This is a genomic window from Phyllobacterium sophorae, from assembly GCF_003010965.1.
Classification (GTDB): Bacteria; Pseudomonadota; Alphaproteobacteria; order Rhizobiales; family Rhizobiaceae; genus Phyllobacterium; species Phyllobacterium sophorae.
This window is the reverse complement of the sequence record NZ_PGGM01000002.1, coordinates 746,392-773,264: the sequence shown is the minus strand read 5'-3', so window position 1 is coordinate 773,264 and position 26,873 is coordinate 746,392. Positions and strand designations below refer to the sequence as shown.

Annotated in this window: 30 protein-coding genes; 17 read left to right on the top strand and 13 right to left on the bottom strand. The window is 55.4% G+C overall.

Annotated elements, in window-relative coordinates; translation table 11 throughout:
- Positions 1-437 precede the first annotated feature (437 nt).
- Both CU103_RS07770 and CU103_RS07765 read right to left on the bottom strand, forming a co-directional pair.
- Positions 438-809 (bottom strand): COG4315 family predicted lipoprotein, encoded by a 372-nt coding sequence (locus tag CU103_RS07770; protein ID WP_106663283.1) that lies wholly within the window; start codon positions 807-809, stop codon positions 438-440.
- 143 nt (positions 810-952) lie between these two features.
- Entirely contained in the window at positions 953-3,352 is a 2,400-nt protein-coding gene (locus CU103_RS07765) for an autotransporter family protein (RefSeq protein WP_245448646.1), read from the bottom strand.
- Between the two features lie 369 nt (positions 3,353-3,721).
- Between CU103_RS07765 and CU103_RS07760 the strand changes: the two genes are divergently transcribed.
- Together CU103_RS07760 and CU103_RS07755 are read left to right on the top strand one after the other, a co-directional pair.
- A complete protein-coding gene (locus tag CU103_RS07760; RefSeq protein WP_106663281.1) occupies positions 3,722-4,519 on the top strand; it encodes a hypothetical protein in 798 nt (265 codons plus the stop codon).
- A gap of 80 nt (positions 4,520-4,599) precedes the next feature.
- Positions 4,600-4,845 carry a hypothetical protein gene (locus CU103_RS07755; RefSeq protein WP_106663280.1) on the top strand — a complete coding sequence of 82 codons (246 nt, stop codon included), beginning with the start codon at positions 4,600-4,602 and terminating at the stop codon, positions 4,843-4,845.
- A 28-nt stretch (positions 4,846-4,873) separates the two neighbouring features.
- On the opposite strand, the gene CU103_RS07750 is transcribed toward CU103_RS07755, so the two are convergent.
- The gene (locus tag CU103_RS07750; protein WP_106663279.1) at positions 4,874-5,416 is read right to left on the bottom strand and encodes a flavin reductase family protein; all 543 of its coding nucleotides are present in this window, start codon (positions 5,414-5,416) and stop codon (positions 4,874-4,876) included.
- A gap of 370 nt (positions 5,417-5,786) precedes the next feature.
- On the opposite strand from CU103_RS07750, the gene CU103_RS31315 reads away from it, so the two are divergent.
- The 3 genes from CU103_RS31315 to CU103_RS31310 all read left to right on the top strand — a co-directional run bounded on the left by CU103_RS31315 (position 5,787) and on the right by CU103_RS31310 (position 7,429).
- Entirely contained in the window at positions 5,787-5,936 is a 150-nt protein-coding gene (locus CU103_RS31315) for a hypothetical protein (RefSeq protein ID WP_162707134.1), read from the top strand.
- A gap of 44 nt (positions 5,937-5,980) precedes the next feature.
- Entirely contained in the window at positions 5,981-7,093 is a 1,113-nt protein-coding gene (locus CU103_RS07745; RefSeq protein ID WP_245448645.1) for an alkene reductase, read from the top strand.
- Positions 7,094-7,270: 177 nt separating this feature from the next.
- A complete protein-coding gene (locus CU103_RS31310) occupies positions 7,271-7,429 on the top strand; it encodes a hypothetical protein (protein WP_162707135.1) in 159 nt (52 codons plus the stop codon).
- A 426-nt stretch (positions 7,430-7,855) separates the two neighbouring features.
- Here the strand turns inward: CU103_RS31310 and CU103_RS07740 are convergent, their stop codons facing one another.
- Entirely contained in the window at positions 7,856-8,332 is a 477-nt protein-coding gene (locus tag CU103_RS07740; protein WP_245448644.1) for a host attachment family protein, read from the bottom strand.
- A gap of 197 nt (positions 8,333-8,529) precedes the next feature.
- Here CU103_RS07740 and CU103_RS07735 point away from each other — a divergent pair, with 197 nt between their 5' ends.
- The 8 genes from CU103_RS07735 to bfr all read left to right on the top strand — a co-directional run bounded on the left by CU103_RS07735 (position 8,530) and on the right by bfr (position 12,500).
- Positions 8,530-8,709, top strand: coding sequence for a hypothetical protein (locus CU103_RS07735; protein WP_106663363.1), 180 nt, complete (start codon positions 8,530-8,532; stop codon positions 8,707-8,709).
- Positions 8,710-8,810: 101 nt separating this feature from the next.
- Entirely contained in the window at positions 8,811-9,173 is a 363-nt protein-coding gene (locus tag CU103_RS07730) for a putative quinol monooxygenase (protein ID WP_106663277.1), read from the top strand.
- Between the two features lie 63 nt (positions 9,174-9,236).
- Complete coding sequence (locus CU103_RS07725; RefSeq protein WP_146147756.1) at positions 9,237-9,485, top strand: hypothetical protein; 249 nt, start codon at positions 9,237-9,239, stop codon at positions 9,483-9,485.
- A 136-nt stretch (positions 9,486-9,621) separates the two neighbouring features.
- Positions 9,622-9,930 carry a hypothetical protein gene (locus tag CU103_RS07720; protein ID WP_106663275.1) on the top strand — a complete coding sequence of 103 codons (309 nt, stop codon included), beginning with the start codon at positions 9,622-9,624 and terminating at the stop codon, positions 9,928-9,930.
- 303 nt (positions 9,931-10,233) lie between these two features.
- Positions 10,234-10,479, top strand: a complete 246-nt coding sequence (locus CU103_RS07715; protein WP_106663274.1) for a hypothetical protein — start codon at positions 10,234-10,236, stop codon at positions 10,477-10,479.
- A gap of 141 nt (positions 10,480-10,620) precedes the next feature.
- Positions 10,621-11,082: an iron-responsive transcriptional regulator RirA gene (gene rirA, locus CU103_RS07710; protein WP_106663273.1), complete on the top strand. Its 462-nt coding sequence runs from the start codon at positions 10,621-10,623 to the stop codon at positions 11,080-11,082.
- 655 nt (positions 11,083-11,737) lie between these two features.
- Positions 11,738-12,049 carry a (2Fe-2S)-binding protein gene (locus CU103_RS07705; protein WP_099999058.1) on the top strand — a complete coding sequence of 104 codons (312 nt, stop codon included), beginning with the start codon at positions 11,738-11,740 and terminating at the stop codon, positions 12,047-12,049.
- Positions 12,015-12,500, top strand: a complete 486-nt coding sequence (gene bfr / locus CU103_RS07700) for a bacterioferritin (RefSeq protein WP_106663272.1) — start codon at positions 12,015-12,017, stop codon at positions 12,498-12,500. The genes CU103_RS07705 and bfr overlap by 35 nt, the downstream gene beginning before the upstream one ends.
- A gap of 63 nt (positions 12,501-12,563) precedes the next feature.
- On the opposite strand, the gene CU103_RS07695 is transcribed toward bfr, so the two are convergent.
- The 6 genes from CU103_RS07695 to pcsA form a co-directional block, all read right to left on the bottom strand.
- Positions 12,564-13,631 (bottom strand): BMP family ABC transporter substrate-binding protein, encoded by a 1,068-nt coding sequence (locus CU103_RS07695; protein WP_106663271.1) that lies wholly within the window; start codon positions 13,629-13,631, stop codon positions 12,564-12,566.
- A 54-nt stretch (positions 13,632-13,685) separates the two neighbouring features.
- Positions 13,686-14,606, bottom strand: a complete 921-nt coding sequence (locus tag CU103_RS07690) for an ABC transporter permease (RefSeq protein ID WP_210203719.1) — start codon at positions 14,604-14,606, stop codon at positions 13,686-13,688.
- 1 nt (position 14,607) lies between these two features.
- Complete coding sequence (locus tag CU103_RS07685; protein ID WP_106663361.1) at positions 14,608-15,699, bottom strand: ABC transporter permease; 1,092 nt, start codon at positions 15,697-15,699, stop codon at positions 14,608-14,610.
- Positions 15,699-17,282, bottom strand: coding sequence for an ABC transporter ATP-binding protein (locus CU103_RS07680; protein ID WP_106663270.1), 1,584 nt, complete (start codon positions 17,280-17,282; stop codon positions 15,699-15,701). Before CU103_RS07680 ends, CU103_RS07685 begins: the two co-directional genes overlap by 1 nt.
- 116 nt (positions 17,283-17,398) lie before the next feature.
- A complete protein-coding gene (locus CU103_RS07675; protein WP_106663269.1) occupies positions 17,399-18,376 on the bottom strand; it encodes a quinone oxidoreductase family protein in 978 nt (325 codons plus the stop codon).
- On the bottom strand, positions 18,376-19,098 hold the full coding sequence (gene pcsA / locus CU103_RS07670; RefSeq protein ID WP_106663268.1) for a phosphatidylcholine synthase: 723 nt from the start codon (positions 19,096-19,098) through the stop codon (positions 18,376-18,378). The genes CU103_RS07675 and pcsA overlap by 1 nt, the downstream gene beginning before the upstream one ends.
- A gap of 193 nt (positions 19,099-19,291) precedes the next feature.
- Here pcsA and CU103_RS07665 point away from each other — a divergent pair, with 193 nt between their 5' ends.
- Entirely contained in the window at positions 19,292-20,494 is a 1,203-nt protein-coding gene (locus CU103_RS07665; RefSeq protein ID WP_106663360.1) for a UbiH/UbiF family hydroxylase, read from the top strand.
- Positions 20,495-20,549: 55 nt separating this feature from the next.
- On the opposite strand, the gene CU103_RS07660 is transcribed toward CU103_RS07665, so the two are convergent.
- The gene (locus tag CU103_RS07660) at positions 20,550-21,896 is read right to left on the bottom strand and encodes an Nramp family divalent metal transporter (RefSeq protein ID WP_106663267.1); all 1,347 of its coding nucleotides are present in this window, start codon (positions 21,894-21,896) and stop codon (positions 20,550-20,552) included.
- A gap of 145 nt (positions 21,897-22,041) precedes the next feature.
- Positions 22,042-22,986, bottom strand: coding sequence for an AEC family transporter (locus CU103_RS07655; protein ID WP_106663266.1), 945 nt, complete (start codon positions 22,984-22,986; stop codon positions 22,042-22,044).
- Positions 22,987-23,085: 99 nt separating this feature from the next.
- On the opposite strand from CU103_RS07655, the gene hspQ reads away from it, so the two are divergent.
- Complete coding sequence (gene hspQ / locus CU103_RS07650; protein ID WP_106663359.1) at positions 23,086-23,418, top strand: heat shock protein HspQ; 333 nt, start codon at positions 23,086-23,088, stop codon at positions 23,416-23,418.
- 65 nt (positions 23,419-23,483) lie between these two features.
- On the opposite strand, the gene CU103_RS07645 is transcribed toward hspQ, so the two are convergent.
- A complete protein-coding gene (locus CU103_RS07645) occupies positions 23,484-24,104 on the bottom strand; it encodes an invasion associated locus B family protein (RefSeq protein WP_106663265.1) in 621 nt (206 codons plus the stop codon).
- Between the two features lie 271 nt (positions 24,105-24,375).
- Between CU103_RS07645 and CU103_RS07640 the strand changes: the two genes are divergently transcribed.
- Both CU103_RS07640 and CU103_RS07635 read left to right on the top strand, forming a co-directional pair.
- On the top strand, positions 24,376-26,193 hold the full coding sequence (locus CU103_RS07640) for an extracellular solute-binding protein (RefSeq protein WP_106663264.1): 1,818 nt from the start codon (positions 24,376-24,378) through the stop codon (positions 26,191-26,193).
- Positions 26,194-26,207: 14 nt separating this feature from the next.
- Entirely contained in the window at positions 26,208-26,873 is a 666-nt protein-coding gene (locus CU103_RS07635; RefSeq protein WP_106663263.1) for a DsbA family oxidoreductase, read from the top strand.

The window sequence follows — 26,873 nt, the reverse complement described above, 5'->3', positions numbered from 1 at the left end:
TTGTCATCCAGGGCGAGACCCTGGGTATCCGTTCAGGACGATTGGAAAAGATGGGGGCGATCACACTCTAGCTCGGCCCTTCAGACGGCCTGCACATCCACGATCCATCCCCCATCGCCGGACGAGGGTGGCAGCCCTCTCCGGCGCTTCTTTCTCTCACAAGAAGCGCGGACAGTCATAAGACAAGCATTTCCAGGAAAAGTGTGAAACGGTTTTCCGTCCGGAGTGCGTAAAAACAAAGAGAGCATTTCCAGGAAAAGTGTGAAGCGGTTTTCCGTCCGGAAATGCGTAAAAACAAAGAGAGCATTTCCAGGACAAGTGTGAAGCGGTTCAAGGTCGAGGGATCTGGCGAGGCCGATTTCTTCGCATGCAACTGGACGAAAATAGAAAGGCGGCCCCGCGGGAGCCGCCCTTTATTGAATTCCAATGAAGGTTTCTTACTTCGCGACGTGCCAGACGCCCCCGACACCCTCGCCGGTCATATCGCCAGCCTTCTTGTCCTTTACAAATGTGTAAAGCGGCTTGCCTTCATAGGCCCACATTTCCTTGCCGTCCGAAGCCTTGACCAGTGTCCACTCGCCTTCCGCCTTGGCTCCCGCCTCGGCGTAGAATGCCGGCCAGTTCGCCAGGCATTTGGCATCGCAGTTCGACTTGCCCTTTGTGTCCTTGTCAAAGGTATAGAGGGTCATGCCTTTCTCTGTCGTGTAAATCTTGCCCATCTTTGTCTCCGTCAATTTCGCCGGTTCGGCGGCGAAAGCGGACAGGCTGGTGGCAGCCAGTATTCCCATAGCAATCAGTATCGATTTCATGGTCGTTTACTCCCTCTGTCGGGGTTGCCAGCGGAGCGCCGGCAGTGCCCGTCTTTGCAGCGAACCAAGCCGTTCGCTTGTGGAGAGAGTGCGCCGAATTCTGATCCGAATTGAGGCATCACAAAAAGTTTAGCACGCGCTTCCTACCATTTGACGCGCAGCCCGATATTGCCCTCGAATATCTCCATCTCGGCGCCATCGACATCGAAGGTGTAGTCCGCAACCGCAAAAGCACTGACGCTTTGCGAGAAATCATGGACGATGCCACCGCCGAGTTCGAGCGACGTGGATTCGTTCTCCGTGGTAATGGCATCGGTGTCGAACAGAATCGCATCGGTGCCGCCGAAACCATGCCAGATATTGGCCTTCACGTAAGGCTGGAACAGGCCTGACGAGGTTTGATAATTTCCCTGCAACCGGAATCCCAGGCGGCCGACGACGCCGTCATCCGTGTCAAAAGAAACATCCGAAAATGCGTCCGATTGGTCATCCAGCGATAGATGCTGCCATATCAACTGTGCCTGCGGCTCCAGTGTCCAGCTTTGCGAGAGCGCCACCGGGTAGCCACCCTCGAGCGAGGCGGTGATTCCCGTACCGTCAATGTCGATCCCAACGTCGCGCGATGAGGTTGAATCGCCGCTGAACCAGGATCCCATCAAAATAGCATCCAGATACCAGCCTGACGGTCCGATATGCGTCCAGTAGCCGCCGAAACTGGTAGTGTCGAGATCGAGTTTGCCGACATCCAGGTCGTTCCAGCCGAGCGCCTCTCCCTTGATATCCGCGTTCAGATTGGAGTAGCCGAAGAACAGCCCGGCAATATTGCGGTGCCCGCCTTCGGTCTCGGAGCGGATGATGTCGAGGCCCGCCTGAATGCCGTAGAGGTTTCCATCGGCTGACGGACTAACCGTTCCGGACCAGCTCTGCTCCGTCGATTGTCCGAAGACCCGGCCCCAGGCAGCCGAGAAATTATCTCCGGGCGTGAGCACACTTTGTTCGCCCCGCCTTTCATGGAACGTCCCCAGCGTGGCGAGCGCGGTTTCGCGGGCCATCGGCGGCACGGCCGAATAGGTTGGCACTTCGATGCGATAAAGCGGAATAACTTCGCCCGGTGCCGCAACGACCGGTGTCGCGCCTGCGTTAGGCGGTTCAACACCCGGTCCAGGCAGTTCAATATCACCGCCTGTCGGTTGTGTCGCTGGATTCTCACTTCCGGGATTCTCACTTCCGGATACCAGGGTCGAACGCAGATACCAGTTTTCCGCAGTTCCAGCCGTGACACCGCCTTTGAACAGAAAATATTCGAACGCGCCCGCCGCAACGGAATTGCTGAGGCTGAATGCCGACGCGCCGGTTGTCGCGCCGTTGATGGATTCTACAACGAGAATTCCGCTCTGGACCGTGCTTGCACCGCCGCCGCCAAGATTGGTGATGGCCAAGCCTGTGGTACCGCCAGCCGTTCCACCGGAAATGACAAACTTGTCGGATGCGGAGGAATCATCCCCGAGCACGATTTGCAGGCGGATCGCACCGCCACTGCCGGTATAATTGCCAAGGACCGTGAAAGTGTCCGCAGCACCGCTTGAACCGTTGGTCAGGTCAATCGTCCCGGCATTGGTGACATCGACCAGCTGACCGCTTGTGAAAGGATCGATTGCGGCATTGACGCCATCGCCGGCGAACAGCGTACTGCTGGCATCGATCGTAAAACTGCCCGTTCCCGTTGCGCTGTCGCCTACGATGAAGTTGCTGTCCAGTGTAAACGCAGAGCCGCTGGTCAGCGCCACATTTTCCCAGTTCATATACCTGCCGGACGTGGTAGCGGTCGTATTGGCGAATGTCAGCGTGTCCGTACCGGCTGCGCCGTTGATCAATGGTGTCGAGGAAAGTGTGGCTTCCGTGAGATTCTGCAAGGTTCCGGTGTCATTGCCCGCACCCAGATTGATCGCGCCGCCGATCGCCCCTGCTGTGTCCCAGGTAAATTGATCATTGCCACCCAAGGTCGTAACCGTACTCCCGATGGAGCCGCCGGAAACGAATATGCGGATATCGCCGCTGCCCAGGTCAACGAAGGTGCCTATGGAACCGCCGGAGAGTACCAGCAAGTCGCGGCCCTGCGTCGCAATCACAAAACGGTCGATTGTGCCATCCGACATGCGCATTTCATTGTTGGCCTGCTCGAGATTGACTTCGCCGATCTGCCCGCCGGTCATCGTCAAGAAATCACCGGCAAAGAACTGGCCGATGATGCGGCCACCGCTGACCGTCGCGGTGTCGAGCTCGCTGCCCTGTTCGACCCGCTGGACCACACCGCCGGTCATGATGAATGTATCCGTACCGCCGTTTTGGAAGATCGTGCCGTTGACCGTACCGCCATTCAACTCGAGCCGGTCATTGCCGCCGCCTTCGCTCAGATTGCCGTTGATCGTACCGGAATTGATGATGACCGTGTCGGCACCGGCACCGAAGGTAACCGGGCCCGTGATGGTGCCTGTGCCCCCGGCCGGAAGGGTCAGTGAGTTGCTCCCCCCCGTATCCGTCAAAGGACCTCCAGTGCCGCTATCGCAAATATAAGTGTCACTACCCGCCGTCGGAACGAGTGTGCAGGCTGCGAGGGCGAACTGTTTCGATGTGATGAGTGATAAGAGGGAGCCAGACGATTCGTGTACGCAAGCTGAAAGACTTCATGCAACCCCTCCTGCAACAGTCATGAAACGGCCGGGACAGCTTTAGACTCAATACAATCCAGGCGATAAAACAGACGATTGTTTCGGGTTGGAAAGTAGTTGCTGATTATAATTTACGCAACCAAAGGTTTTATCAATATACAGTGAATTTCAACGGTGTGGTAAATACGTCTCATTCTGCACATGGTGTCGCGCTATCATTGAAGTTTAAAACGGAACATGTCCATGCAGTCCGCGTCACATCCAAAAATCATACTAATACTCGGTAGCGCGCCGGATGTTGTTCGATCGCGGGAATGGCAGCGTGCGCCCTTTCACGAAATCGTTGCGATCAACAATGCCTGGCGCGTGCGTGACGATTGGAATCATCTGGTTCACGCCGGAGATTTTCCGGCACATGCAATGCCGGAAAAGGAGATCGCGACGGGGCGTAGCATCCATACGGCGGCCGACTATGTTCCGGCGCAGAACGCCTATGGGGGCTTTGTCTACGCCGGCGCGACCATGTCGCTGACAACCGCCTATTGGGTGCTCCACGCCCTGAAACCCGACGTACTCGCATTCCTCGGTTGCGATATGAACTACGACAATGAGGGGCCGACGCACTTTTATGGCTATGGCAATCCGGATCCGCTCCGCTCCGACATCACGCTGCAAAACCTCGAGGCAAAGACCGGGAGGCTGCTCGTTTCGGCGGCGCGCCAGGGCTGCCTCTGTGTCAATCTCTCGCACCTTGACTCGAGCCGCCTGGTTTTCCCGCGCGTCGATATCGGCCGGCTGAGAGATTGGTCGATGATGGACGTCAAGGTTCGCATCGGCGGTTTGTTGCAGAGAATTGACAAGGCCAAATTGCAGCACGCGGAAAACACGGAAAAAGCGCTGGGTTACTACTTCCCCACAGGCGAATACTGGCTGTTTCTGGACCAGATTGATGGCAGCGAACTACGCTGTCTCGACAGTCTTTGGCTTGCGGCGCTCGGCCGAAGTGAGGCGAATGATGAATGCGGGCCCTGTGATATCTGAACGGCGCCGCGATTTGACTGCATGTTGATATTCCGTTGTAATCGCCCTCGAAGTACGTGCATGAATAAGCAGGAGCAGACATGGATCGCTACGAAACCTTCGCGACCTGGATTTTTATCGTCTTTGGCGCATTGATCATTGCCGGCCTCATGGCATTTGCGATAACCACAAACGACAAAGCCGCTTTCTTGTTTGCCCTGGCTTCCGGTTGTTCGGCGTTTTTCCTCGGTTTTGCGGTCATTTTCGACCAGCCGCGCCTTTATGGGCTCATTCTGTTTCTGTCGGTCGCGTTGATCGCAGCCTCGATCACAGCGATCGTTACCTGACGCAAGCGTCCTCATTTTCGATTGGCCCTTATGTTTCAACGGGCGCGGTGATGCGGCGATAGGCGCCGTGCCAATAGAGCAGCGGTTCGGCATTGCGGCGCAAAGTTACCGCCCTGACCCTGCCGATGAGAATGCCATGCGAATGCCGTTCGATGGCGTCATCCAGTTCGCAATCAAGCACGGTCAAGGCATTGGCCAGTGCCAGCGTGCCCGTGGCAAGCTCCTGCCATTGTGCATCCTGATAACGTTCCGGGCCTTTGCGCCCGCCCCGTCCCGCAAAACTCTCGGCTACGTGCTTTTGATCATGCGCCAGCACATTCACGCAGAAACTGCCATGTCGCTGCAGCACCGGCCATGACGAAGAATCGCGATTGAGGCTGACGATGACCGACGGAGGATCGATGGCCAACGACGATACGGAGGTGGCCGTAAATCCGGTGCGGTCATTGCCCCGGCCAACGGTAACGACACTCACGGCGCCAGCCAGATGCCGCATGGAGTCCTTGAACAGGTCTGCTTCCACGGTCAGTTCATGGTGGACGGCACGCGCCCGGGTCTGAAAGACGGACATTCTTTCCTCATTTTCTGGATTGCACGCATAAAGCCAGCGAAATGGACTCCCGCTCTGACCGGTATTGCAGCACATCCCACCCGCATCCAACCAGATTGCGCTTTGCTCAAGCCACGCTCTTTTGGCGATTTTGTTTCGCGATTTTTGCCATTTTCGGGAATTCAAATCCAGGAAATGCAGATACCCGACTCCCGCGGTAGGGATTTGTCGCGCTTGGACCACCCTCCGGACCATGGTGCAAAGAATAAATTTCCACAAACTTCCCGTAAGACGCAAAACACTACCCGCTGAACCGGTACATTTGTAATCTCTATCGTATTAATCGTGTATCGAATGCCGCAAGATAGGTAAGGACAACGAGGGACGATTCATGATGGCATCCACGGATTATACGACATCACGCGATACAATCGCCTCGCCGTTTCGCCGCGTCCTGAAGGATCGCGGACTTGTCGTTTTGCTGTTTACGACTGCTTTTGCATTCCACGTTGCAGTTCTCTTCAATCTACTGCCCGCGTAACCCGCATCTGCCCGTTCGCATGACCATTACGCTCTCCTGAAGGAATGCCGATAATTTCTGGACCGACTGTGCCAATGACGACGCTGTTCTCCCCGTTTACGATCGGCGATCTTTCCCTTCCCAGCCGCATCGTCATGGCGCCCATGACCCGCCGCCGCGCATCCCATGGCAAGATTCCCGGCGAGCTCAACGCGCTATACTATGCGCAGCGCGCCACGGCCGGTCTTATCATTGCGGAATCGACAGAAGTCGATCCTTTCAGCGCGATCGATGTTCCGGCACGTCCGGGCCTCACCAATGACGCGCAGCAATCCGGCTGGCGGCTGGTAGCCGACGCCGTTCATTCGGCGGGTGGAAGAATATTCGTTCAGCTATCCCATATGGGACGCACCGCTCATCCGTCGCAATTGCTTGACGGCCGCCAACCCGTCGGGCCGTCGGCCCTGCGGGCAGCAGGAACGGTATACACCGCAGAAGGTGTGCAACCTTACGCCACACCACAAGCGCTTGACCCCGCCGGCATCGCATCAATCGTTGTTGAATTTGCGTCGGCAGCGGCGAGAGCGAGACTTGCCGGATTCGATGGTATCGAAATCCATGCCGCAAACGGCTATCTGATCGATCAGTTCTTGCGGGATGGCAGCAATATTCGTACGGACCACTATGGGGGTTCACTGAAGAATCGGGCTCGCATCCTGCTTGAGATCGTCGAAGCGGTCAGCGCGCACTGGCCAGTCAATCGTATCGGTGTTCGCCTGTCACCGACAAATCCCTATCAGGGCATGTACGATAGCAACCCCGCCAGTCATTTCCCGGAGATCGCCCGGCTGCTCGATCCGATCGGCCTCGCCTACCTGCATGTGGTTGAGCCCCCCGCTCAACCCGGAGAGCACCCTGTTACTGCTTCCGCCATACGCGCAGCTTTCGCCGGTCCCCTCATCCTTGCCGGCGGTTACAAGCGTGCTGACGCCGAGTACGCGCTGGTAACGGCACGGGCAGATCTGATTGCCTTTGGCGAAGCTTTCATCGCCAATCCCGATCTCCCGCAACGCTGGCTCCAGGGCGCGGTACTGAATGCTGCAGATAAGTCAACTTATTATTCCGGCGGCGCACGGGGCTACACCGACTATCCTTGCCTTGAGCTCGTTGAAAATTGATCACCTGAACTTTTTTTCAATGCGCTGGAACCAAATTCCTGCATAAGCATTCTCTTATAACTGGTTACCCCAACCAGCCCTTGGCTAACCCACAAGCCAACAATGGCCCAATCCTCATGCCCCTTGAGGATTGGGCTTTCCGCATGAACTGTTCGGCACCGTCAAGTGGAGAAAACAATGTCAATTGAAAATGCCCGACATGCGATCGAAGCAGCAATCCATAGTGGCGATTTCAAAAGCATGGGTGTTGCAGTGTTCAAGGCAATCAATGCCTTGGAAGAGCGAATTAAAAGGTTGGAAGAAGAACTGGAGCGTTTAAAGGCCAAATCGGGATAGAAGCATCGCCATCTAATCCTTGAATTTGAGGCTACATGTGATACGATCTTGAAAGGTTGAGTGTAGCGGTACCTTGAGCCTGCGCCGCACTGAAACGATGCGCGATATTTTTATCCAGAGTCCAGTTTGTTAGAGCCAAATCAAGCCTCAACTCGCGAAGCCCCTACCCACCCGGCAGGGGTTTTGCTTGTGTAGGGATACCGCATTTCCACCGCCCAAGGGCAAGCGGGACACCCGCCCCGCTTGGTGCAAAAAACCACCATCTAGTACAATCGGCTTAAGCCGTAAGCATTAGCCCCGGTAGCTGCCTCCACGGCCACCCACTCTGTCAGGCCGGCTTCGTCCGATGGAAAAACATCGGCCTTCCACCTTCCACGTGGATGCCATCCACGAAACAGAACCGGCTCTAGCCAAACAAGATTTGCTCTAACTCTCTTCCACGATTGCCTGGATATCGTTCGTCGAGTGATTGGTCAGGGTTTTGGGTATTTCGCTGACAATCCTGTCGGAAACTTCCTTGTGAAATTCCTGACGCATCTCACCCAGCATGAGCGGCGGCGCGACGATGATCAGCCGCTCGAATTCCCCCTTATGTGCATGACAATAGAGTTCGTCAGCAATCTCCTTGGCAAAGCGCTTTTTGGAGATTTCATGCCAGTCCGTGTCGTCCACGGCGCTGCGGCCCAACCCGGGTCCACTGGAGGAACGACCGGGCCTGTCACTGCCCTGTTCGCGCGTGGCGGGGTTGGAATGATGCATCTGATGAATAATGCCAAGCTGCACATTGTTCATGTCATGCTTGTTACGCAGAAAAAGTGCTTTCTCTCCATCTGCGACCAAAACCCAGGTGTGGCGGTTCAACATGACGTTCACCATCTCGAACTCCGACTGATACGTTGGCATTTGAACTTCCCTTTTAATGGAGTTTCGTTCCGTTGGAAATCGTGTTGCCTGCGGTCGCATGACTTTAAGTGTGGCAGACGGCCGTGACCATGGAACAACGTCTCGAAACTGCAGATGTTCCGGCTTTCTTGTTTTCAATCAGCGCCCGCAATGCAAGATTGGCACGATATTCGACAATCACCGGAAATGAGGTCGCCATGAGGATTGGTCTATTCATCGCAGCAATCGTTCTGATCGTCTTTGGGGCCATCTGGGCCCTTCAAGGTCTCAGCATTATCGGCGGAAGTTTCATGGTCGGCCAGACGCGATGGCTTTATATCGGACTCATTACGATCGTGGCCGGTATTGGTCTTCTCCTCTTTGCGCGAACGAAATGATCCCCGTAAAATCGCCGTAAAGGCCGCTTTCACCCGCACCTCGTCTGGATTTGTCCTTTGGCGGCTGGTAGGGTCCGGAGGAAATGGGAGGCTGAGTTTTTATGACTGCATTGACTATTATTGTTGAGTTCGAAACGCGCGAAGGCTGTGAAGAGGAATTCACCGCACTTATTCGCGAACACGCCAGAAAGACATTGGAAGAAGAACCAGGTTGCCTGCGCTTCGAAGTCATCAAGCCAATTGAGCGCAATGGAACGCCCATTCCCAACAAGGTCATGGTCAACGAGCTTTATGCAAGTGAAGCGGCGGTGACCGCGCACGAAAACAACCCGCGGCTGGCAAAGGTCCGAGCCGCCAATGCGCCCCTGCTCGTGTCGAGCCGGCTCATACTGGCGCAGTCTTTGAGTGCAAAAGCTGCCGAAGGCATGACACCGCAGGAACTGAACGCCAGCAACGATGATTAAGCCGAAGGCTTCCAATCTTCAGACTAAAGTCCTGTGGCATGATTCAGGGAAAATGTGCGATGAATGTTCATCACTATTTTCAACCCGCGATCTATCCCGTCGAAAGAACACAATGATGAAAAGAATGGCTTTGGCCTTTCTCCTGCCCTGTATTATCGCGACGTCCGGCTGCGGCGCCATGCGCTGGATGGACCAGAAACCGGCGGGCAAATCCAGCTGCGCAGGCTGGAACAGAATCCGCATCAAGCCGGAGACGGCGGTTTATTTGGTAAAGAACGACTTTTCCGCCGGCATCGATATCGATTCGCATAATCTCAATGGCCAGAACAACGGCTGCTGGAAATAACGGCCGCGCGCGCCCTTGCCTTGGGTGAATAACCGTTCGATCGGGAACAAATCCCGGTAAGTCACGTTCCACCTTTCTATACAAATGGAAAGGATTACTGGAATGGCTACGAATGCAACCAAAGTACAAGATATGTCTGAAAAGGATCTGGAAAATCAGATCGCGGCTTTGCGCAAACAGCTTTCGACGATCAGCAAATCGCTTTCCGAACAAGGTTACGATCTTCTCGGCAATGGTAACTCCGCCTATAAGGCCGTGAAGCAAGGCAGTCAGAAGGCTGCTCGATTTGTCGGTGACGAAGCGCAGATGGTGGCCGGAAAGGCCCGTGAGAACCCGCTTGCCGCAGTAGCGATCATATCGGCCGTTGCGGGTATCGGTCTCCTCGCCGGATTGAATGCCTATCGCCGCTAGAGCGGTTTGCGCTCCGGCCTTGAATAGCATGCCCGGCGTGCCTATATCAGCATAGAAATTCGTTTCCGCTTTTGACCACGGATGTACTGGCACTGGTGTTGAGACGAATTCGAAAGGTCGGGTCCTCCCGGCCTTTTTTGTTGCCGATGGCACACATCCGGCCGGTGAAGTGCCGCCGTTCATCGTCATGATGTTGCGTTCCCCCGTGCGAACGGTCTATGAAGGACCGGTTATTCGCGAAAGGCACCGGAGCAGAACCGGCCAGCCATTCCGCAATCCAGGTCTTGAGAGTGAGTTGCCTGAATGGACAATTTTGAAAAGTACGCCCTGGCTCTGATGGTCGTATTTGGTGCCCTTATAATCGGCGGTCTCATGGCTGTTCATATCGCTTGGGCTCACAAGGCGGGCTTTCTCTATGCATTGGGTGCCGCGGTTGTCGTCTGGTCCGCTGGCTTTGCGGTCCTCTTCGATAAGCCGCGGCTCTATGGCCTGTTATTGCTGGTTGCGACTTCCCTGATAACGGCTTCTGTCGTCGTCCTCGTCCGTTAGAACGTACCCGCTTCAATCCCCGCCAGATCTCGGATAATATGAAAGCACGTTTCATATTATCGTTTACTTTATCAAGAATAATTCTAAACTGCGGCCAGATTGAACGTGCCTGCCCGGCAACGGGTTGAAAGAGACATTTCCATGCGACTGACAAGACAGACCAATTATGCGATCCGGATCCTCATGTATTGCGCAGCCAATGACGGCAATCTGAGCCGGATCGGCGAAATCGCGCAGGCTTACACGGTTTCTGAACTGTTCCTCTTCAAGATCCTGCAGCCACTCGTGGAGAATGGCTTCATCGAAACGGTGCGCGGCCGCAACGGCGGAGTGAAGTTGGGCAAACCGGCAAGAGACATCACGCTCTTTGACGTCGTTCGTGTCACCGAAGAAAACTTCGCCATGGCCGAATGCTTCGAAAACGATGCTGCCGATTGCCCGCTGATCGACAGCTGCGGTCTGAACGCCGCTCTGCGCAAGGCGCTCAATGCCTTCTTTGAAGTGCTGGCTCAATATTCGATCGAGGATATCGTCGACAAGCGCGATGTTCGTGCCTTGCTCGGCATCGACGTTCTCGAAAAGCGTCTCGCAACAGCCAGTTGATAGACGTGCGCCGTACCTTGGATACGGCGCACGCTTTCGCGCTCGTTCGCTTCGCTGCGTTCGGCCCAGTCCTGCTGAAATGTCAGCTCAACTGCGACTCTTTTTGCCGGACAAACCTCGAGATCCGCTGAAGAGTGGCCGACTCTTACCTGACAAAGCGCGATTCCGGCTCGGGTTTCTGTACCCTGCGTTGTAGTCAGGTTTTGCTCGGTTGCCGGGGTACGGCTCTTGGCACCAGCGCCACACCCGGATGAGACGTTTTGACACATGGTCGGCCAGACCCGGAATATTGTCCCCGATAACGCTTGATATCGGCAAACATGATTGAATTGGTTAGGTTATTTTCCTAGTTTAGAATAATTCTAACTACTTGAAATCATGGCATAATCTCACCATATGCGTTTGACAGCATTCCAACAAACCGGTTTTATGGCTGGAGCGTTGATAGAACGTTTGACCTTTAATGTTTGGGCCTTGAACCCTTGCGATTGGAGGAACCATTGATTGGTTCGAAAGTATCACCCGGCCACGGGACAATATTTCTTGGGTCTAGCGTACAAAACGCTTTCATATCAATAGTTTATCCAAGATTTGATGCCATGTTGATGTCGAATGTCGCGGGTGCTTGTTCTGCAGGATACGGCGTCGGCACAAAATGCTAGTTTGTCATTGCAATATTATCACCCAGAAAGAGATCGAGAATACTATCGTTGAGCTTCTCGATGCGGACCCATGGCAACTTGTTGTTCCGGCAAAAGTTTACCATGCCATGAAGAAGCGCGGCCGCTGCTGTGGCTGCTTCCCAAATGTCGTTGAAACCATCATAAAGGTGACGGAAGAATATCATCTTCGCCACGGTTCAGACGATTCTGATGCAGTTTCGTTTATCGACCGTGTCCGATCATTGCGTCACGAATACGGGAGTTCACGACATGAAGGGCGACATAAAGGTCATCGAGCGGCTTAACGAGGCGCTGTTTCTCGAATTGGGGGCCGTCAACCAGTATTGGCTGCATTATCGCCTTCTGGATGACTGGGGCTACACAAAACTCGCCAAGAAGGAGCGTGAGGAATCCATCGAGGAGATGCACCACGCCGACAAGATCGTCCAGCGCATCATCTTCCTGGAAGGCCATCCGAACCTGCAGTCCATCGGCGCATTGCGCATCGGACAGAACGTGAAGGAAGTCCTCGAGGCGGACCTCGCGGGCGAGTATGACGCGGTCAAATCCTACAAGAAATCGCGCGAGATTTGCGACCAGCTCGGCGATTACGTTACCAAGGAACTCTTCGACGAGCTGCTGAAAGACGAAGAAGGTCACATCGACTTTCTTGAAACGCAGATCGGCCTACTCAATGCCATCGGACCGGAGCGCTATGGCCAGCTCAATGCCGCTTCAGCCAATGAAGTCGATTGATCAGACCAATCTCCGTCATAAAAAAGGGCGCCGATGGCGCCCTTTCCATTTCTGACTTGTCGCTTATTGCGGCAACTTGTCGTCAACACCCGCAACATAGAAGTTCATGCTGAGAATGGTCTTGTCATCGGCCGTCTCACCGGCCTTCAGCCAATCCGACCCGTCCTGCTTCTTGATCGGCCCGGTGAATGGCTTCAGCTCACCCGAGGTGATTTTAGCCTGTGTTTCTTCGGCCAGCTTCTTCACATCGTCGGGCATGTTCGTATAGGGCGCCATGACGACCAGCCCCTCATGCATGCCCTCGAATACATTGTGGGATTTCCAGGACCCATCCAGCACGGCCTTGGCCCGCTCGATATAGTACGGGCCCCAATTATCGACGATTGACGTCAGCTGGGTTTCGGGGCCGAACTTGATCATGTCGGAAGCCTGGCCGAACGCCTTGATCTTGCGTTCCGCTGCAACCTGCATCGGTGCGGTCGAATCCGTATGCTGGGTGATGATGTCGACACCCTGGTCCACAAGTGCCTTGGCAGCATCTGCTTCCTTGGCCGGGTCGAACCAGGAGTTCGCCCAGATCACCTTGATTTTGAAATTCGGATTGACCGATTGTGCGCCGAGCATGAAGGCATTGATGCCCTCGACCACCTCCGGAATCGGGAAGGAGCCGATGTAGCCGGCAACGCCGGTCTTCGACATTTTCGCTGCAATCACGCCCTGCACATAGCGGCCCTCATAAAACCGCGAGTTGTAGACAGCCACGTTGTCGGCGGTCTTGTACCCGGTTGCATGTTCGAACTTCACATCCGGGAACTTCTGCGCGACCTTAATCGTGGCGTCCATATAGCCGAACGATGTCGTAAAGATCAGCTTGTTCCCGGCGCGGGCCAGACGCTCGATCGAGCGCTCCGCATCGGCTCCTTCGGGTACATTCTCAAGGAAGGTGGTCTCGACCTTGTCGCCAAGCGCCTTTTCCAGCTCCTTGCGGCCCTGATCATGCTGATATGTCCAGCCAAAGTCACCGGGTGGTCCGATATAGATAAAGCCGACCTTCAGCTTTTCTTGCGCATGCGCTGCTCCCGCCACAGCAAAACTGGCCGCTATTGTCAGCGCCATGATGAGTTTTTTCATTTAAGTTCACCTCTCTGTTAAACGATTGCGATGTCTTTTTTTCCCGTACCTGCGTCAGCGGTCCGGCACGAAGGGTTTGCCGAGCGATGCCGGCGTATTCATCAGGGTCAGCCGCTTGTTTCTTGAAATCAGCACAAGCACGACGATCGTTGCGAGATAGGGCAGCGATGACATGAATTGCGACGGAATTCCGATGCCGAGAGCCTGCGCATGCAACTGGCCGATACTGACAGCTCCAAAGAGATAGGCGCCGGCGAGGATACGCCATGGCCGCCACGAGGCAAATACGACCAGCGCAAGCGCGATCCAGCCCCGGCCGGCCGTCATGTTCTCCACCCATTGCGGCACGTAGACAAGCGAGAGCTGTCCGCCGGCAAGACCGGCACAGGCACCGCCGAACAGGACGGCCAGATAGCGTATGCGGACGACGGGGACACCCAATGCATGCGCCGAAATATGATTGTCGCCGACGGCGCGCAATGTCAGGCCGGCCCGGGTCTTGAACAAGAACCACACGACGCCGATCGTAAGCAGGATGGAGATGTAGAAAATAGGATCCTGCCCGAACAGGAATTTGCCTGCATAGGGCAGATCAGAGAGGCCCGGAATGTAGAGCGATGCCATCTTCACGCCGGGCAAGCCAACGAAGCTTTCGCCGATCATGGCCGAGGCGCCGAGGCCGAGCAATGTCAGAGCGAGGCCGGTCGCCACCTGGTTGGTTACCAGCGTTAGCGTAAGGAACCCGAAAAGCAGCGAAAATGCCGCGCCTGCCAGGATCGCCGCGAACATGCCAAGCCAGGCCGAACCGGTTGTTTGGGCAACGGCGAAACCCGCAACGGCCCCCATCACCATCATGCCTTCAACCCCTAGATTGAGGACACCCGAACGCTCGACGACGAGTTCGCCCAGCGCCGCGATCAATAGCGGTGTTGCCGCTGTCGCAACCGTCAGGAGTATGGCCTCAAACATCGTCATTTCACGCACCCTTCAATGCTGTTTCGCTGTGCCGGGACACAATCCGGATGCGATAATAAATCAGGGTGTCACTGGCGAGGACAAAAAACAGGATGATGCCCTGGAATATGCGCGCCGATTTTTCCGAAATACCCAATGAAATCTGCGCTGCTTCCCCCCCAAGATAGGACAATGCCAGCACCAGTCCGGCCGCAACTATCCCCAAAGGATTGAGCCTTCCGAGAAACGCGACGATGATTGCCGTGAATCCGTAGCCGGGTGAAATGCTCGTCCTCAACTGGCCAACTGCACCAGATACCTCGGCAATCCCTGCGAGGCCAGCGAGGGCGCCCGATACCAGGAAGGCGAAGAACGTCAACCGTCCGGCACTGAAACCGGCAAATCGCCCTGCCCTTGCGCTACGGCCAAGCACCTTGATCTCATATCCGTTCAAGGTCCGCGACAGCATGAACCAGACGGCAACAGCCGCAAACAGCGCGAGGATGAAACCCCAGTGCGCCCGGCCCGAAGCCGACCATATTTCCGGCAGGATGGCGCTGGAATTGAACTGGACTGTTTCTGGGAAATTGTACCCCTGCGGGTTGCGCCACGCCCCGCGTACCAGCCAATCAAGGAAAAGCTGGGCGACGTACACCAGCATCAGGCTGGTCAAAATCTCGTTCGTGCTGAACCTGACCTTCAGGAGGGCCGGGATCGTCGCATAGGCCATGCCACCGGCCATACCAAGCAAAAGCATGATGGGAAGGACATACCAGCCCTGGAAATCCGGGAACATGACCGGAAGGATCGATCCGGCAATGCCTCCGGCGATCAATTGGCCCTCGGCGCCGATATTCCAGTTGTTCGACAGGAAGCAGACGGATAGTCCAACCGCAATCAGTATAAGTGGTGCCGCCTTGACCAGCAATTCGTGGACGGACCAGACTTCCGTCAAGGGTTCGATGAAGTAGGAATAGAGTGCGGCAATCGGATTCTTGCCGAGAATTGCAAACAGTATCGCCCCCGCAATCAAGGTCAGAAACAGGGCGATGAATGGCGAAAGGGCACTGAACAATGCCGAATGCTGGGGGCGTTTGACGATTTCGATCCGCATCATACCGCCCCTGCATCCTCCAGGGGTGCCGACGTGTCGGCTCCTCCCATCATCAGCCCTACCCGTTCCCGGTTCATGTGTTCTATAGGCACGGATTCCGAAAGGCGGCCATGTACCATCGCCGCAATCCGGTCGGAAATCTCGAAGAGCTCGTCCAAGTCCTGGCTGATCACGATGACCGCCGAGCCGCTGCGGGCCAGATCCACCAAAGCCTGGCGAATATGCGCAGCAGCTCCGGCGTCGACGCCCCAGGTCGGCTGATTGACGATCATGACGGAAGGGTTCCGATCAAGTTCACGTCCGATGAGAAACTTCTGTAAGTTTCCTCCGGAAAGTGCTGATGCATCTGGATTTTCCGCGCTCTTGCGAACGTCCATCTGCGCTACGATCCGTTTGGCCGCAAGAGCAAGGCTGGACTCCGCGACGAGCCTTAATGCCCCGCCGGAGAGAAATACTTTGCGGTCCGTGGAATGACGCGACAACAGCAGATTGTTGGTCAGCGACATGTCTGGAACAGCACCATGTCCAAGCCTTTCTTCCGGCACAAAAGCGGCACCGAGCTTGCGCCGCGCGGAAATGCCTGTGCGACCAGCATCTGTTCCGCGAATGCGGATGATTTCGGGACGTTCCTGCAAGACTTCGCCGGAAATTGCCTCGAACAACTCGCCCTGTCCATTGCCTGCAACACCGGCAATTCCGAGAATTTCCCCTGATCGAACTGAAAGATGGATATCGTGAAGCGGCACGGAAAAGGGTCCGCGCGGTTTCTGCGAAAGGCCGTTCACTTCAACCAGCGCAGTTTGTGCCGATGCATGCGTTGCGGCCGGATGCCTGTCGATGACGTGAATATCGCTCCCGACCATCATGCGTGCCAGCGATGCGGCGGTTTCGGAGCGCGGATCGCATTGGCCGACAACCTTGCCGTGCCGCAATACGGTCGCGCGGTCGCATAGGCGCCGCACCTCTTCAAGCCTGTGGCTGATATAGAGGATCGATTTTCCCTCGGACCGCAGGCGCTCCAATGTCACAAACAGCAGATCCGCTTCCTGCGGCGTCAGAACCGATGTCGGCTCATCGAGAATGATGAGGTCGGGATTTTGGAGCAAACACCGGATGATCTCGATCCGCTGGCGCTCACCTACCGAAAGGTCGCCGACAAGCGCCTCCGGATCCACCGGCAGGCCATAAGTATCTCCGATTTCCCTCGCCCGGTTTGCAATTGTGTCCAGTGGCGTTTTCTCATCCAGCGACAATGCTATGTTTTCCGCCGCCGTCAGCGCGTCGAACAATGAAAAATGCTGGAAAACCATGCCGATGCCAAGCGATCTGCCCATCGCCGGATTGGCGACTGCAACGCTCTTGCCTTTCCACGCAATCGCTCCGGAGGTTGGTTGCAACGCACCGAACAGCATCTTGACGAGGGTCGACTTGCCCGCGCCATTCTCACCGAGCAGTGAGTGAATTTCGCCCGTTCCAATCCTCAGATTGATTTCATCGCAGGCTTTGAGTGTCCCGAAAATTTTGGTGAGCTTGTCAGCTTCCAGTAGCGGTTTTTCAGAGCCGTCTTTTGTTTGTTCTGTCATCGTTCCCCGCGGCCAAGACCGTTTGCGATCCTATGACAGGCCCACCAAATTTGGAAAGTGCAAAACGTACGGCCACGGCCTTTTGCGCACAATATTCAAGCAATGGTTGCAGTGGCTCAAGGAATGAGCACTGTCGTGCCAGTGGTCTTGCGTGCTTCGAGATCGCGATGCGCTGTTGCCACATCCTTGAGTGCGTAAGTCTGTCCGATCTCGATCCTGATCACGCCTTTCGCCACGAGATCGAATAATTCATTGGCCCCATTTTCGAGAGCATCGCGCGCTGCAACGTAAACGAAGAGCGTTGGGCGTGTCAGATAGAGCGAACCCTTGCGCGACAGGATACCGAGATCGAATGGCGGAACCGCTCCGGAGGACTGGCCGAAACAGACGATCATGCCGCGCGGGCGCAGGCAATCGAGCGAGCCGTCAAACGTGTCCTTGCCCACCGAATCATAGACGACATCAACACCCTTTCCGCCGGTGAGCTCCTTTACCTGTTCTACGAAGTTCCCGGTGTTGTAATTGATGACGTGATCATATCCGTGATCCAGCGCCAGCTTGACCTTCTCCTCCGAGCCTGCTGTGCCGATCACTGTCGCGCCGAGATGTTTCGCCCATTGACCGGCAATCAATCCAACGCCGCCAGCTGCCGCATGGAAGAGGATCGTATCGCCCTTTTTCACGGGAAATGTCTGTCGCAGCAGATATTGCGCAGTGAGTCCCTTCAGCATCATGGAAGCCGCGTGCTCCAGCGCGATAGCGCCCGGAACTTTGACGAGCCGATCCGCCGGGATCAACCGCTCTTCGGCGTAGGCACCAATGGGATTGGTATAGGCGACGCGATCGCCGATCTTGACGTCCTTTACATCCGGACCGACTGCCAGCACCACGCCCGCGCCTTCATGTCCGGGGATCAGCGGCAAGGGGCTGGGTGATGGATAAAGGCCGGTCCGGTAATAGACATCGAGAAAATTCAGCCCGATTGCATCGTTGCGAATGTGTGCTTCGCTTGGTCCCGGGGCACCAATGGAGATATCCTCGTAGGTCAGCACTTCCGGTCCACCGGTTTGATGAATGCGAACAGCTTTGACCATCATGATTTCTCCGTACGTCCAAGATTGGGGAATGCCTGCATCACAGCACCGATGCAAAAGAGATATATGCCTGTCACCGAAATGCCAATGCGCACCCAGAGCGGCGATTCCAGTTCCTGAAACAGCGAGATCGCGCCAAAGCCGCACCACAGGAAAAATATGGCAAGATTCAATGGCCGCAACCGTTGCACGCGTACGGGGTGGAGAAAATACACCGGCAGGAATGAGACGATCGCCGAGGCAAGGACAATGGCAAATGCCACCCATTCTCCGGGGCGGACAATGAACAGCGTAAAGACAATCATGTTCCAGACCACCGGGAACCCCTTGAAGAAATTCTCCTTGGTCTTCATGCCGGTGTCGGCATAGTAGATAGCGCTCGAAACGACGATGATCGCCGCCGCAAGAAACGACAGCCCCTCGCCCATGAAACCGCGCTGATAAAGCGCGAAGGCCGGGATCAGAACATAGGTCATATAGTCGATGATATTGTCGAGGAGTTCGCCTGACCAGTTAGGCAGGACATATTTGACTTCCAGCTTGCGGGCTATTGGCCCGTCTATACCATCGACGAACAAAGCCAGCCCCAGCCACCAGAACATGGCTGTCCAGCTTTCTTCGCTGGCGGCAACAACCGACAGGAATGCCAGAAAGGAACCGGACGCTGTCAGCAGATGAACGGAAAATGCTTTCGCCTGCGGAGCCGTTACTTTCTTGGGCATGACGCCCTTGGGCAAGGTTGGTTTTTTCACGGTCCGCGCCAATCTGCTGCATGATAATTGCTCGCTCGCCGTAGTATCTTACCAGCGGCGAACGATTTGCGATCAGCTTTTCTTGAAAATGGTTCAAAGCGCAAGCAATGAAGTTGATATAAACTGTTGAAAGCTCGAAGCGAGCATGGAAGCGGAGGCGAATATGACCAGCACCAGAACAGATCCCATTGTGATTGCAGGAGCTGGGCATGTGGGGTTGATCGCCGCGATCGCCATTGGCCAGACCTTCGAGAACGTCATCAGTCTCGGGACGATACCGGAAGGCAATGACAAGCGGACAACCGCGCTGATGATGCCTGCCATCAAGTTTCTCAGGCAGATCGGCCTGTGGGAAAGCATCGAACCGCACGCGGCTCCGATCACCACCATGCGTATTCTCGACGGAACAACCCGGCTCATCAGAAGCCCCGCTGTGACCTTTGAGGCCAGCGAAATCGACGAGCCCGCCTTCGGCTACAACATTCCGAACGTCACTTTGACCGAGGTCTTGAGTGACGCGCTGAAGGGCTCGCCAGTAAAGCATGTGGCCGCCTCTGCCAGCCATTACCACCCGACTGAATCTGCAATTGCAGTCGAAGCCGGCAACGGCGCCGTGTACACCGCCAATATCGTCATCGCCGCCGATGGCCGTTCTTCGCTGGCCCGCGAAGCCGCCGGAATATCCGCGCGGACCTGGAGCTATAACCAGACGGCCATCGTCCTAAGCTTTAGCCATACGCGCGATCATCATGATATTTCTACAGAATTTCATACCGAGCATGGCCCGTTCACGCAGGTTCCCCTAGCCGGCAAACGCTCAAGCCTGGTCTGGGTGACGACACCAGCGCACGCTGTCGAACTCCTCGAACTCACAAGAGATCAGTTGGCAATGCGGGTTGAGGATCGCATGCAGTCGATGCTCGGCGCGGTGACCATCGATGTTGATCCGCAGAGCTGGCCGCTCTCGGGGCTTGTACCAACCTCCTTTGCCCGCAACCGGGTGTTTCTGGCTGGCGAATCCGCGCATGTATTCCCGCCAATCGGCGCGCAGGGCCTCAATCTCGGTGTCAGGGATGTTGAGACCCTCCTGGAAACGCTTCCCAATGATGGCACTGACCTTGGCATATCGAGCGTTATGTCCAGCTATAACCGCAAGCGAAGCCCGGATATCATTGCGCGCACCGGCGCGGTCGATGCCCTGAACCGATCGTTGTTGTCGGATTTTCTGCCGGTTCAGATGGTGCGCAGTGGCGGACTCGAGTTGTTGCGTGCTTTCTCGCCGCTGCGTGGTTTCGTCATGCGCGAAGGCCTGCGTCCAGGCAGCGGCTTCCGCTTCTCGCGTAAAGACGCGCTCCCGAACCACTAGGAGTCGGGTCCTGTTGTTATGATTTCGACCAGATAAACGGGTCCTGTCCCCGGGATTATGCGAAGACGAAGTCGCTCAGCAACTTCACATTCAGCAAAGCGATCACCACGGCGATGAACATGGCGAAGGCCGACAGCCAGCGCGGTGCGACAAGCGCGCCCATTTTGGCCTTGCTCGCCGTGAACATGACCAAGGGAAACACCGCAAACGACAATTGAAGGCTGAGGACCACCTGCGTCAGCACAAGCAGCTTGGCCGTGCCACTCTCGCCATACCAGATCGTGACAATGGCCGCGGGGACGATCGCGATGCCGCGCGTTATCAGCCGCCGCAGCCAAGGCGCCAGCTTGATGTGCAGGAAACCTTCCATCACGATCTGTCCTGCAAGCGTCGCTGTTACCGTCGAGTTGATACCACAGCAGAGCAAGGCAATACCGAACAGCGTCGGGGCAATCGCCAGACCGAGCAGCGGTGCAAGCAGTGAATGCGCCTCACCCAACTCAGCAACCCCTGTCTGGCCTGTCTTGTGAAACGTTGCCGCTGCGAGAATGAGAATCGATGCGTTGATCAGCAGGGCAAACATCAAGGCAACGGTGGAATCGATCGTCGCATATTTCAGCGCCTGCCGTTTTTCCGGCAGCGAAGAGCCATAGTTCCGCGTTTGAACAATGCCAGAGTGCAGGTAAAGGTTATGCGGCATCACCGTCGCGCCAAGAATACCAAGCGCCAGATAGAGCATCTCGGGATTGGTCACGATTTCCGTTGTTGGCGCAAAGCCCCTGATGACAGCGCCCCATTCTGGATCGGCGAGGAAAATCTGGATGGCAAAGCAGACGGCAATGACTCCAAGCAGGGTGATAATCAGGGCCTCGACCCAACGGAAGCCAAGTTTCTGCAGATAAAGAATGAGGAAAACATCGAGCGCGGTGATAAGAACACCAATTTCCAGCGGTATCCCGAAGATCAGATTAAGTCCGATGGCAGTGCCGATCACTTCGGCAATATCCGTGGCAATGATGGCGATTTCGGCAAGGAACCATAGCGAATAGGCCACTGGCTTTGGAAAAGCATCGCGGCAGGCCTGCGCAAGGTCCCTGCCCGATCCGATCGCAAGCCGCGCGCATAATGCCTGCAGCACGATCGCCATGATGTTGGAAACGAGCGCGACGACAAGCAGCGCGTAGCCGAATTTCGAGCCCCCAGCGAGCGACGTGGCCCAGTTGCCCGGATCCATATATCCAACTGCGACGAGATAGCCTGGACCGACAAAAGCAGCCGCGCGGCGCCAGCCCGGTCCACTGGTCGTTACGGCAATCGAACGATGAACATCAGAAAGCGACGCCTCGCCCCTTGCGCGCCGCCAGCCTTGAGGCGTGTCGGCCGCCTGCCGTATTTGATCCATGAACAACCCTTAATCGCAATTGCAAATCATTCGCAACTATATAGAGAGAAAATTTCCAATCGCAAGCCTTCGACCTGTGCAAAGACAGCCGTTCGATCGATTTATTGCGGATATGAAAGAAATTCAGGCGACCCGGCTGCTGAAATTATTCGATAAGTCCGTGAGTCATCACGTAGAGCCACAGTGTCAGCGTCAGTACTGAGAACAGCGTGGTTGCCAATACACTGCTGGAGGCACGTTCTACCCAAACACCATATTGGTGAGCGATGACGAAGACATTCGTCGCTGTGGGCAAAGCTGCCATCAACATCGCCGTGTTGACCCAAATTGGAGGGAAGTCTCCCGCCAGACTGAGAATGCCATAGATCAGCACGGGCTGAACCAGCAGTTTAAGCGGAACGATGAGATAGAGCTCCTTTGGAACCCGCTTCAGGGGGCGCAATGCCAGTGTAGCGCCCATGGCAAACAGCGCGCACGGCGCGGCGGCCTTCGCGAGCAAATCAATCAATCTATCGAGTGCAACAGGCGGCTCGAAGCCAATAATCGCCGCTGCCACGCCAAGAATGGTCGCGATGATAAAGGGATGAAAAAATATCTTCCGCAGAACACTGATCACAAGATCGGGTGCAGACCGCTTGTCATTGCCGGATAGCGCCATCATCAGCGGGGCCATGACAAAATGAAGCGTGTTGTCGAAGCAGAAGATCAGGGCCACGGGCACAGCAGCAGGCGCCCCGAAGGCAAGGATTGCCAGCGCCGGGCCCATATACCCAATATTGCCATAGGCCGCTGCGAGACCTTGAATCGTACTCTCATCAATCTTTCGCGTCCTCACATATGCGACCAGGAACATCGTCAGAAAGATGCAGAATGTGGACGCGGTGCAACCGATGATAAATGCCCACTGCGTCAATTCCGCCACCGGGGTTTGGGATAGTATCTGGAAAAACAGGGCTGGAAGCGCCACATAAACGATGAAAGTGTTCATCCACCCCAGCGCTTCCAGGGGCTGGCGATTAATCCGGGCCACGAAAAAGCCAAGAAAGATAAGCCCAAAGAACGGAAGCACGAGGTTAAAAACGTTGAGCATAATTGGCTTTTGAGGGTTGCGGCGCGAAAGAGTTACGGCAGGACGCCAATTAAGCTCGCGAGATTTGACAGAACGAGATATCTATACCGAATGACAATGATGACACAGATACGACATGCAAAATTTCAGATAGGTCAGGTGGTTAGTCACCGGATATTTGCCTTTCGTGGAATAATTTTTGACGTTGATCCGGAATTTAACAATACGGAAGAGTGGTATCAATCCATTCCAGAGGATATACGACCGCGCCGCGACCAACCGTTTTACCATCTCTTCGCCGAGAACGCGGAAAGCGAATACGTCGCCTATGTCTCGGAGCAAAACCTGATGGCCGACACGAGTGGTGTGCCATTGAGGCATCCTCAGATCAAGAACATGTTCGAAAAGACTGAAGGCGGCGTCTATCGGGTAAAGCGACCGCACATCAATTAGCGTCAGAGCAACGGACAACAAAAAAGGGACGCCCGAAGCGTCCCTTTTTGATTCCTGCCTGCCGGTCAGTTGCCGGTTTTGGCTTTTTGCTGTTCAGCCTTCATCTTTTCTTCGAATTCCTTCTGACGCTTCTGGACTTCATCCTGAAGGGTCTTCTGGCGCTGTTCAAGTTCGTTCTGCTGCAGGCCCGGGCCGTCATAGGCCTGGCTGAATCCAGTCAATGCAACGTTGATCGGATTGGGCTTGTTCTGGAAATTGACCGAAGTCAGCGTCAGCTGGTTGCCCTTCTTGAATGACGAGAGGAGCTCGTCTGACAAGGCGACTTCGGAGATGCAGCGATCAGGGAAGCAGATTGCATATTCGATTTTCTGCGTCTTGCCGCCATTGATCTGGAGTCCGACGCCCGGCGCGATGAGGCGGCCGGTCGGAACGGAAACCTGGAAAATCTTCCGGTTGATCTTGCCCTTGATCTCAATGAGATTGACGGCTGTCAGCAGCTGGCCGCTATCAGCAGTCACGATGTTCTGGGTATTGCAGATATCGTTCTCTTCCTGCTTGGAGCAGACCTTGAACCAACCCTGCGGCGCTCTCTGCTGTTGGGCTGACGCTGGTACCGCCGCGACGGCGAGTAATGCAGTGGCACCGACAAGGGATGCGGTTGCAGCGATGGTCTTGCGGATGGACATGGTCAACTGGTTCCTTTCAGCGCACTTATCCGAAGTGTGTCTTGATCACCTGATTTTGCTTGTCTGGCTTGGTTACCAAATGCGGCAAGAGAGTGACCCTCGATATCGAAGGCCGTGTTACACTGCATGTTAACGCAAATCCAGCCACCTTTTGGCTCTGTTTTAAATTCACATGCATGATTATACCCCTTACGCCGCAGAATCGTCGTCAAGTGGTAGTCTTTGACACGAATCAGGATGAATCCCTGCTTTTGGGTGCAAGGTTGAGACGATGTTGAAGAAAACCATTCAAGCACTGGCCCTCCTGGCCGCGCTTTGTTCGATGACAAGCGCAGTATCTGCTGAACCAACCCATGGAATCGCCATGCACGGCGAACCAGCCCTGCCCGCCGATTACAAATATTTTCCCTACGTTAATCCCGAAGCGCCGAAGGGCGGTTCGATCACCTACGGCGTTGTCGGCACATTCGATAGCCTCAACCCGTTTCTGGTGAAAAGCATGCGAACATATGCCCGAGGCATGTTTGGCGACCCGGAGTTTGGAAATCTTGTCAATGAATCGCTGATGCAGCGGAGCGCAGACGAGCCGTTCACAATGTATGGGTTGCTGGCCGAGAAAGTCGAAACGAATGATGAGCGGACATGGGTAGAATTCACGCTCAATCCGAAAGCAAAATGGTCTGACGGACAACCGGTGACCCCCGACGACGTTATTTTTACTTTCGACGTGCTGACAAAAAAAGGCCGGCCACCCTTTAGCAGCCGCATGAAACTCATCTCCAAAATTGAAAAGATTGGCGAACATGGCGTCCGGTTCACATTCAACGAACAGGCGAACAGGGAGTTTCCACTTGTCCTGGCGCTGATGCCGGTATTGCCGAAGCATAAGATCGACATTGACACATTCGACAGTTCGCCTCTGTCAATCCCGGTGGGCAGCGGGTCGTATACCGTGGCGCAAGTTCAACCGGGACAGCGGATCGTTTTCAAGCGCAATCCCGATTATTGGGGTGCAGATCTTCCGAGCAGAATCGGCTTCAACAATTTTGATACCGTTACGGTCGAATATTTCCGCAACAACCAGGCCCAGTTTGAGGCCTTCAAGAAGGGCGTGTTCGACGTTTTCCTGGAGGGCGATCCGAATAAATGGGCAACATCCTATGATTTTCCTGCGGCAAGGGATGGACGTGTGATCAAGGAGACATTCGAGACACAATCCCCCGCCAACATGTTCGGCTTCCTCTTCAACACGCGCCGTACAAAGTTCCACGACAAGGCAGTTCGAGAAGCGCTCGCTCTGATGTTCGACTTCGAATGGACAAATCGCAATCTCTACGCAGGCCGCTATCAGCGCTTGGGCAGCTACTGGCAGGGGTCGGAATTGTCCGCACTGGGGAAACCCGCAGATGCGACCGAACGCGAACTGTTGGCTCCATATCCGAATGCCGTCCTGCCTGAAGTCATGGATGGCACCTACAAACCTGCCACAACAGACGGATCCGGACGCGACCGCAAGGAAATGAAGCGCGCCTACGACATTCTTGTTGGTCAGGGCTACAAGATCGAGAACGAACAGATGCTCGATCCGCGGGGAACGCCGTTCGCCTTCGAAATCCTGACACGCTCGGTAAGTGAAGAGCGCCTTGGACTTGCCTACAAGCGCACGCTCGAACGTCTGGGGATTGGTGTCACGATCCGGACCGTCGACGATGCCCAATATCAGAAACGTCTGCAGACATTCGACTACGACGTCATCCTTGGCGCCTATTCGAGCTCGCTTTCTCCCGGATATGAACAGTTTAGCCGCTGGGGAAGTCAGTCCAAAGAGGTTGAAGGAAGCTTCAACTACGCGGGTGTGGCCGATCCGGCAATTGATGCGCTGCTCGACAAGATGCTGGCGGTTCGCGGACAGGCAGAGTTCACCAGCACAGTGCGCGCCCTCGACAGGATGTTGATCTCCGGCCATTATATGGTGCCGATCTATTACCAGCCCGAGCAATGGGTTGCGCGCTGGGCGCAGTTGCAACATCCAGACAAGACATCCCTGGTCGGTAACCAGCTAAATACCTGGTGGTCAGACAAACGATAGGTTGAGTTGAAATCATGACTGACAAGAAATTTATGATCGACGTGGTGTCGGATGTCGTTTGCCCATGGTGTTTTCTTGGCCGCAAACGGCTTGAAAGCGCTCTGGCGCTTAATCCGGATCTCGACGTGACCGTGAACTGGCGGCCGTTCCAGCTCGACCCGACGATTCCGCGCCAGGGCAAGGACCGCAATCGCTACATGCAGGAGAAGTTCGGCAGTTCCGACCGGATTTTCGAGATCCATCAGCAATTGATCGAACTCGGCAAGGAAGCAGGCATCGAATTTGACTTCGAAGCCATCGAAATCAGCCCGAATACGTTGGATGCACACCGCCTTATCCGCTGGGCGTCACAAGCCAAGCCCAACGTTCAGGACAAGGTCGTCGGCATTCTTTTCTCCTATTATTTCGAACAGGGAAAGAACATCGGCGACCAGCAGGTGCTGCTTGAGGCCGCCGGAGAAGCTGGCATGGACGTTGCGATTGTGGCCAGCCTGCTGCCGACGGACGCGGATACGGTGGGCGTTCAGCAGGAAATAGACACCGCCAATCAGATCGGCGTACGTGGCGTTCCCTGCTTCATTCTCGACCAGAAATACGCGGTGATGGGCGCGCAATCAGCAGATGCACTGGCCGATGCCATCCGCCAGACAGCAGATGGTTTTGAGCCCCGCCCCGCCTGA

Coding starts and splice junctions, on each gene's coding strand:
- bfr (WP_106663272.1), top strand. CDS start 12,015: ATGAAGGGCGACATAAAGGTCATCGAGCGGCTTAACGAGGCGCTGTTT.
- CU103_RS07680 (WP_106663270.1), bottom strand. CDS start 17,282: ATGACAGAACAAACAAAAGACGGCTCTGAAAAACCGCTACTGGAAGCT.
- CU103_RS07705 (WP_099999058.1), top strand. CDS start 11,738: ATGCTAGTTTGTCATTGCAATATTATCACCCAGAAAGAGATCGAGAAT.
- CU103_RS07665 (WP_106663360.1), top strand. CDS start 19,292: ATGACCAGCACCAGAACAGATCCCATTGTGATTGCAGGAGCTGGGCAT.
- CU103_RS07730 (WP_106663277.1), top strand. CDS start 8,811: ATGACTGCATTGACTATTATTGTTGAGTTCGAAACGCGCGAAGGCTGT.
- CU103_RS07640 (WP_106663264.1), top strand. CDS start 24,376: ATGTTGAAGAAAACCATTCAAGCACTGGCCCTCCTGGCCGCGCTTTGT.
- CU103_RS31310 (WP_162707135.1), top strand. CDS start 7,271: ATGTCAATTGAAAATGCCCGACATGCGATCGAAGCAGCAATCCATAGT.
- CU103_RS07755 (WP_106663280.1), top strand. CDS start 4,600: ATGGATCGCTACGAAACCTTCGCGACCTGGATTTTTATCGTCTTTGGC.
- CU103_RS07740 (WP_245448644.1), bottom strand. CDS start 8,332: ATGCCAACGTATCAGTCGGAGTTCGAGATGGTGAACGTCATGTTGAAC.
- CU103_RS07660 (WP_106663267.1), bottom strand. CDS start 21,896: ATGGATCAAATACGGCAGGCGGCCGACACGCCTCAAGGCTGGCGGCGC.
- CU103_RS07725 (WP_146147756.1), top strand. CDS start 9,237: ATGTTCATCACTATTTTCAACCCGCGATCTATCCCGTCGAAAGAACAC.
- CU103_RS07770 (WP_106663283.1), bottom strand. CDS start 809: ATGAAATCGATACTGATTGCTATGGGAATACTGGCTGCCACCAGCCTG.
- CU103_RS07745 (WP_245448645.1), top strand. CDS start 5,981: ATGCCGATAATTTCTGGACCGACTGTGCCAATGACGACGCTGTTCTCC.
- CU103_RS07695 (WP_106663271.1), bottom strand. CDS start 13,631: ATGAAAAAACTCATCATGGCGCTGACAATAGCGGCCAGTTTTGCTGTG.
- CU103_RS07735 (WP_106663363.1), top strand. CDS start 8,530: ATGAGGATTGGTCTATTCATCGCAGCAATCGTTCTGATCGTCTTTGGG.
- CU103_RS07690 (WP_210203719.1), bottom strand. CDS start 14,606: ATGACGATGTTTGAGGCCATACTCCTGACGGTTGCGACAGCGGCAACA.
- CU103_RS07750 (WP_106663279.1), bottom strand. CDS start 5,416: ATGTCCGTCTTTCAGACCCGGGCGCGTGCCGTCCACCATGAACTGACC.
- CU103_RS07760 (WP_106663281.1), top strand. CDS start 3,722: ATGCAGTCCGCGTCACATCCAAAAATCATACTAATACTCGGTAGCGCG.
- CU103_RS07675 (WP_106663269.1), bottom strand. CDS start 18,376: ATGGTCAAAGCTGTTCGCATTCATCAAACCGGTGGACCGGAAGTGCTG.
- hspQ (WP_106663359.1), top strand. CDS start 23,086: ATGACACAGATACGACATGCAAAATTTCAGATAGGTCAGGTGGTTAGT.
- CU103_RS07655 (WP_106663266.1), bottom strand. CDS start 22,986: ATGCTCAACGTTTTTAACCTCGTGCTTCCGTTCTTTGGGCTTATCTTT.
- CU103_RS07715 (WP_106663274.1), top strand. CDS start 10,234: ATGGACAATTTTGAAAAGTACGCCCTGGCTCTGATGGTCGTATTTGGT.
- CU103_RS07685 (WP_106663361.1), bottom strand. CDS start 15,699: ATGCGGATCGAAATCGTCAAACGCCCCCAGCATTCGGCATTGTTCAGT.
- rirA (WP_106663273.1), top strand. CDS start 10,621: ATGCGACTGACAAGACAGACCAATTATGCGATCCGGATCCTCATGTAT.
- CU103_RS07720 (WP_106663275.1), top strand. CDS start 9,622: ATGGCTACGAATGCAACCAAAGTACAAGATATGTCTGAAAAGGATCTG.
- CU103_RS31315 (WP_162707134.1), top strand. CDS start 5,787: ATGATGGCATCCACGGATTATACGACATCACGCGATACAATCGCCTCG.
- CU103_RS07635 (WP_106663263.1), top strand. CDS start 26,208: ATGACTGACAAGAAATTTATGATCGACGTGGTGTCGGATGTCGTTTGC.
- pcsA (WP_106663268.1), bottom strand. CDS start 19,098: ATGCCCAAGAAAGTAACGGCTCCGCAGGCGAAAGCATTTTCCGTTCAT.
- CU103_RS07645 (WP_106663265.1), bottom strand. CDS start 24,104: ATGTCCATCCGCAAGACCATCGCTGCAACCGCATCCCTTGTCGGTGCC.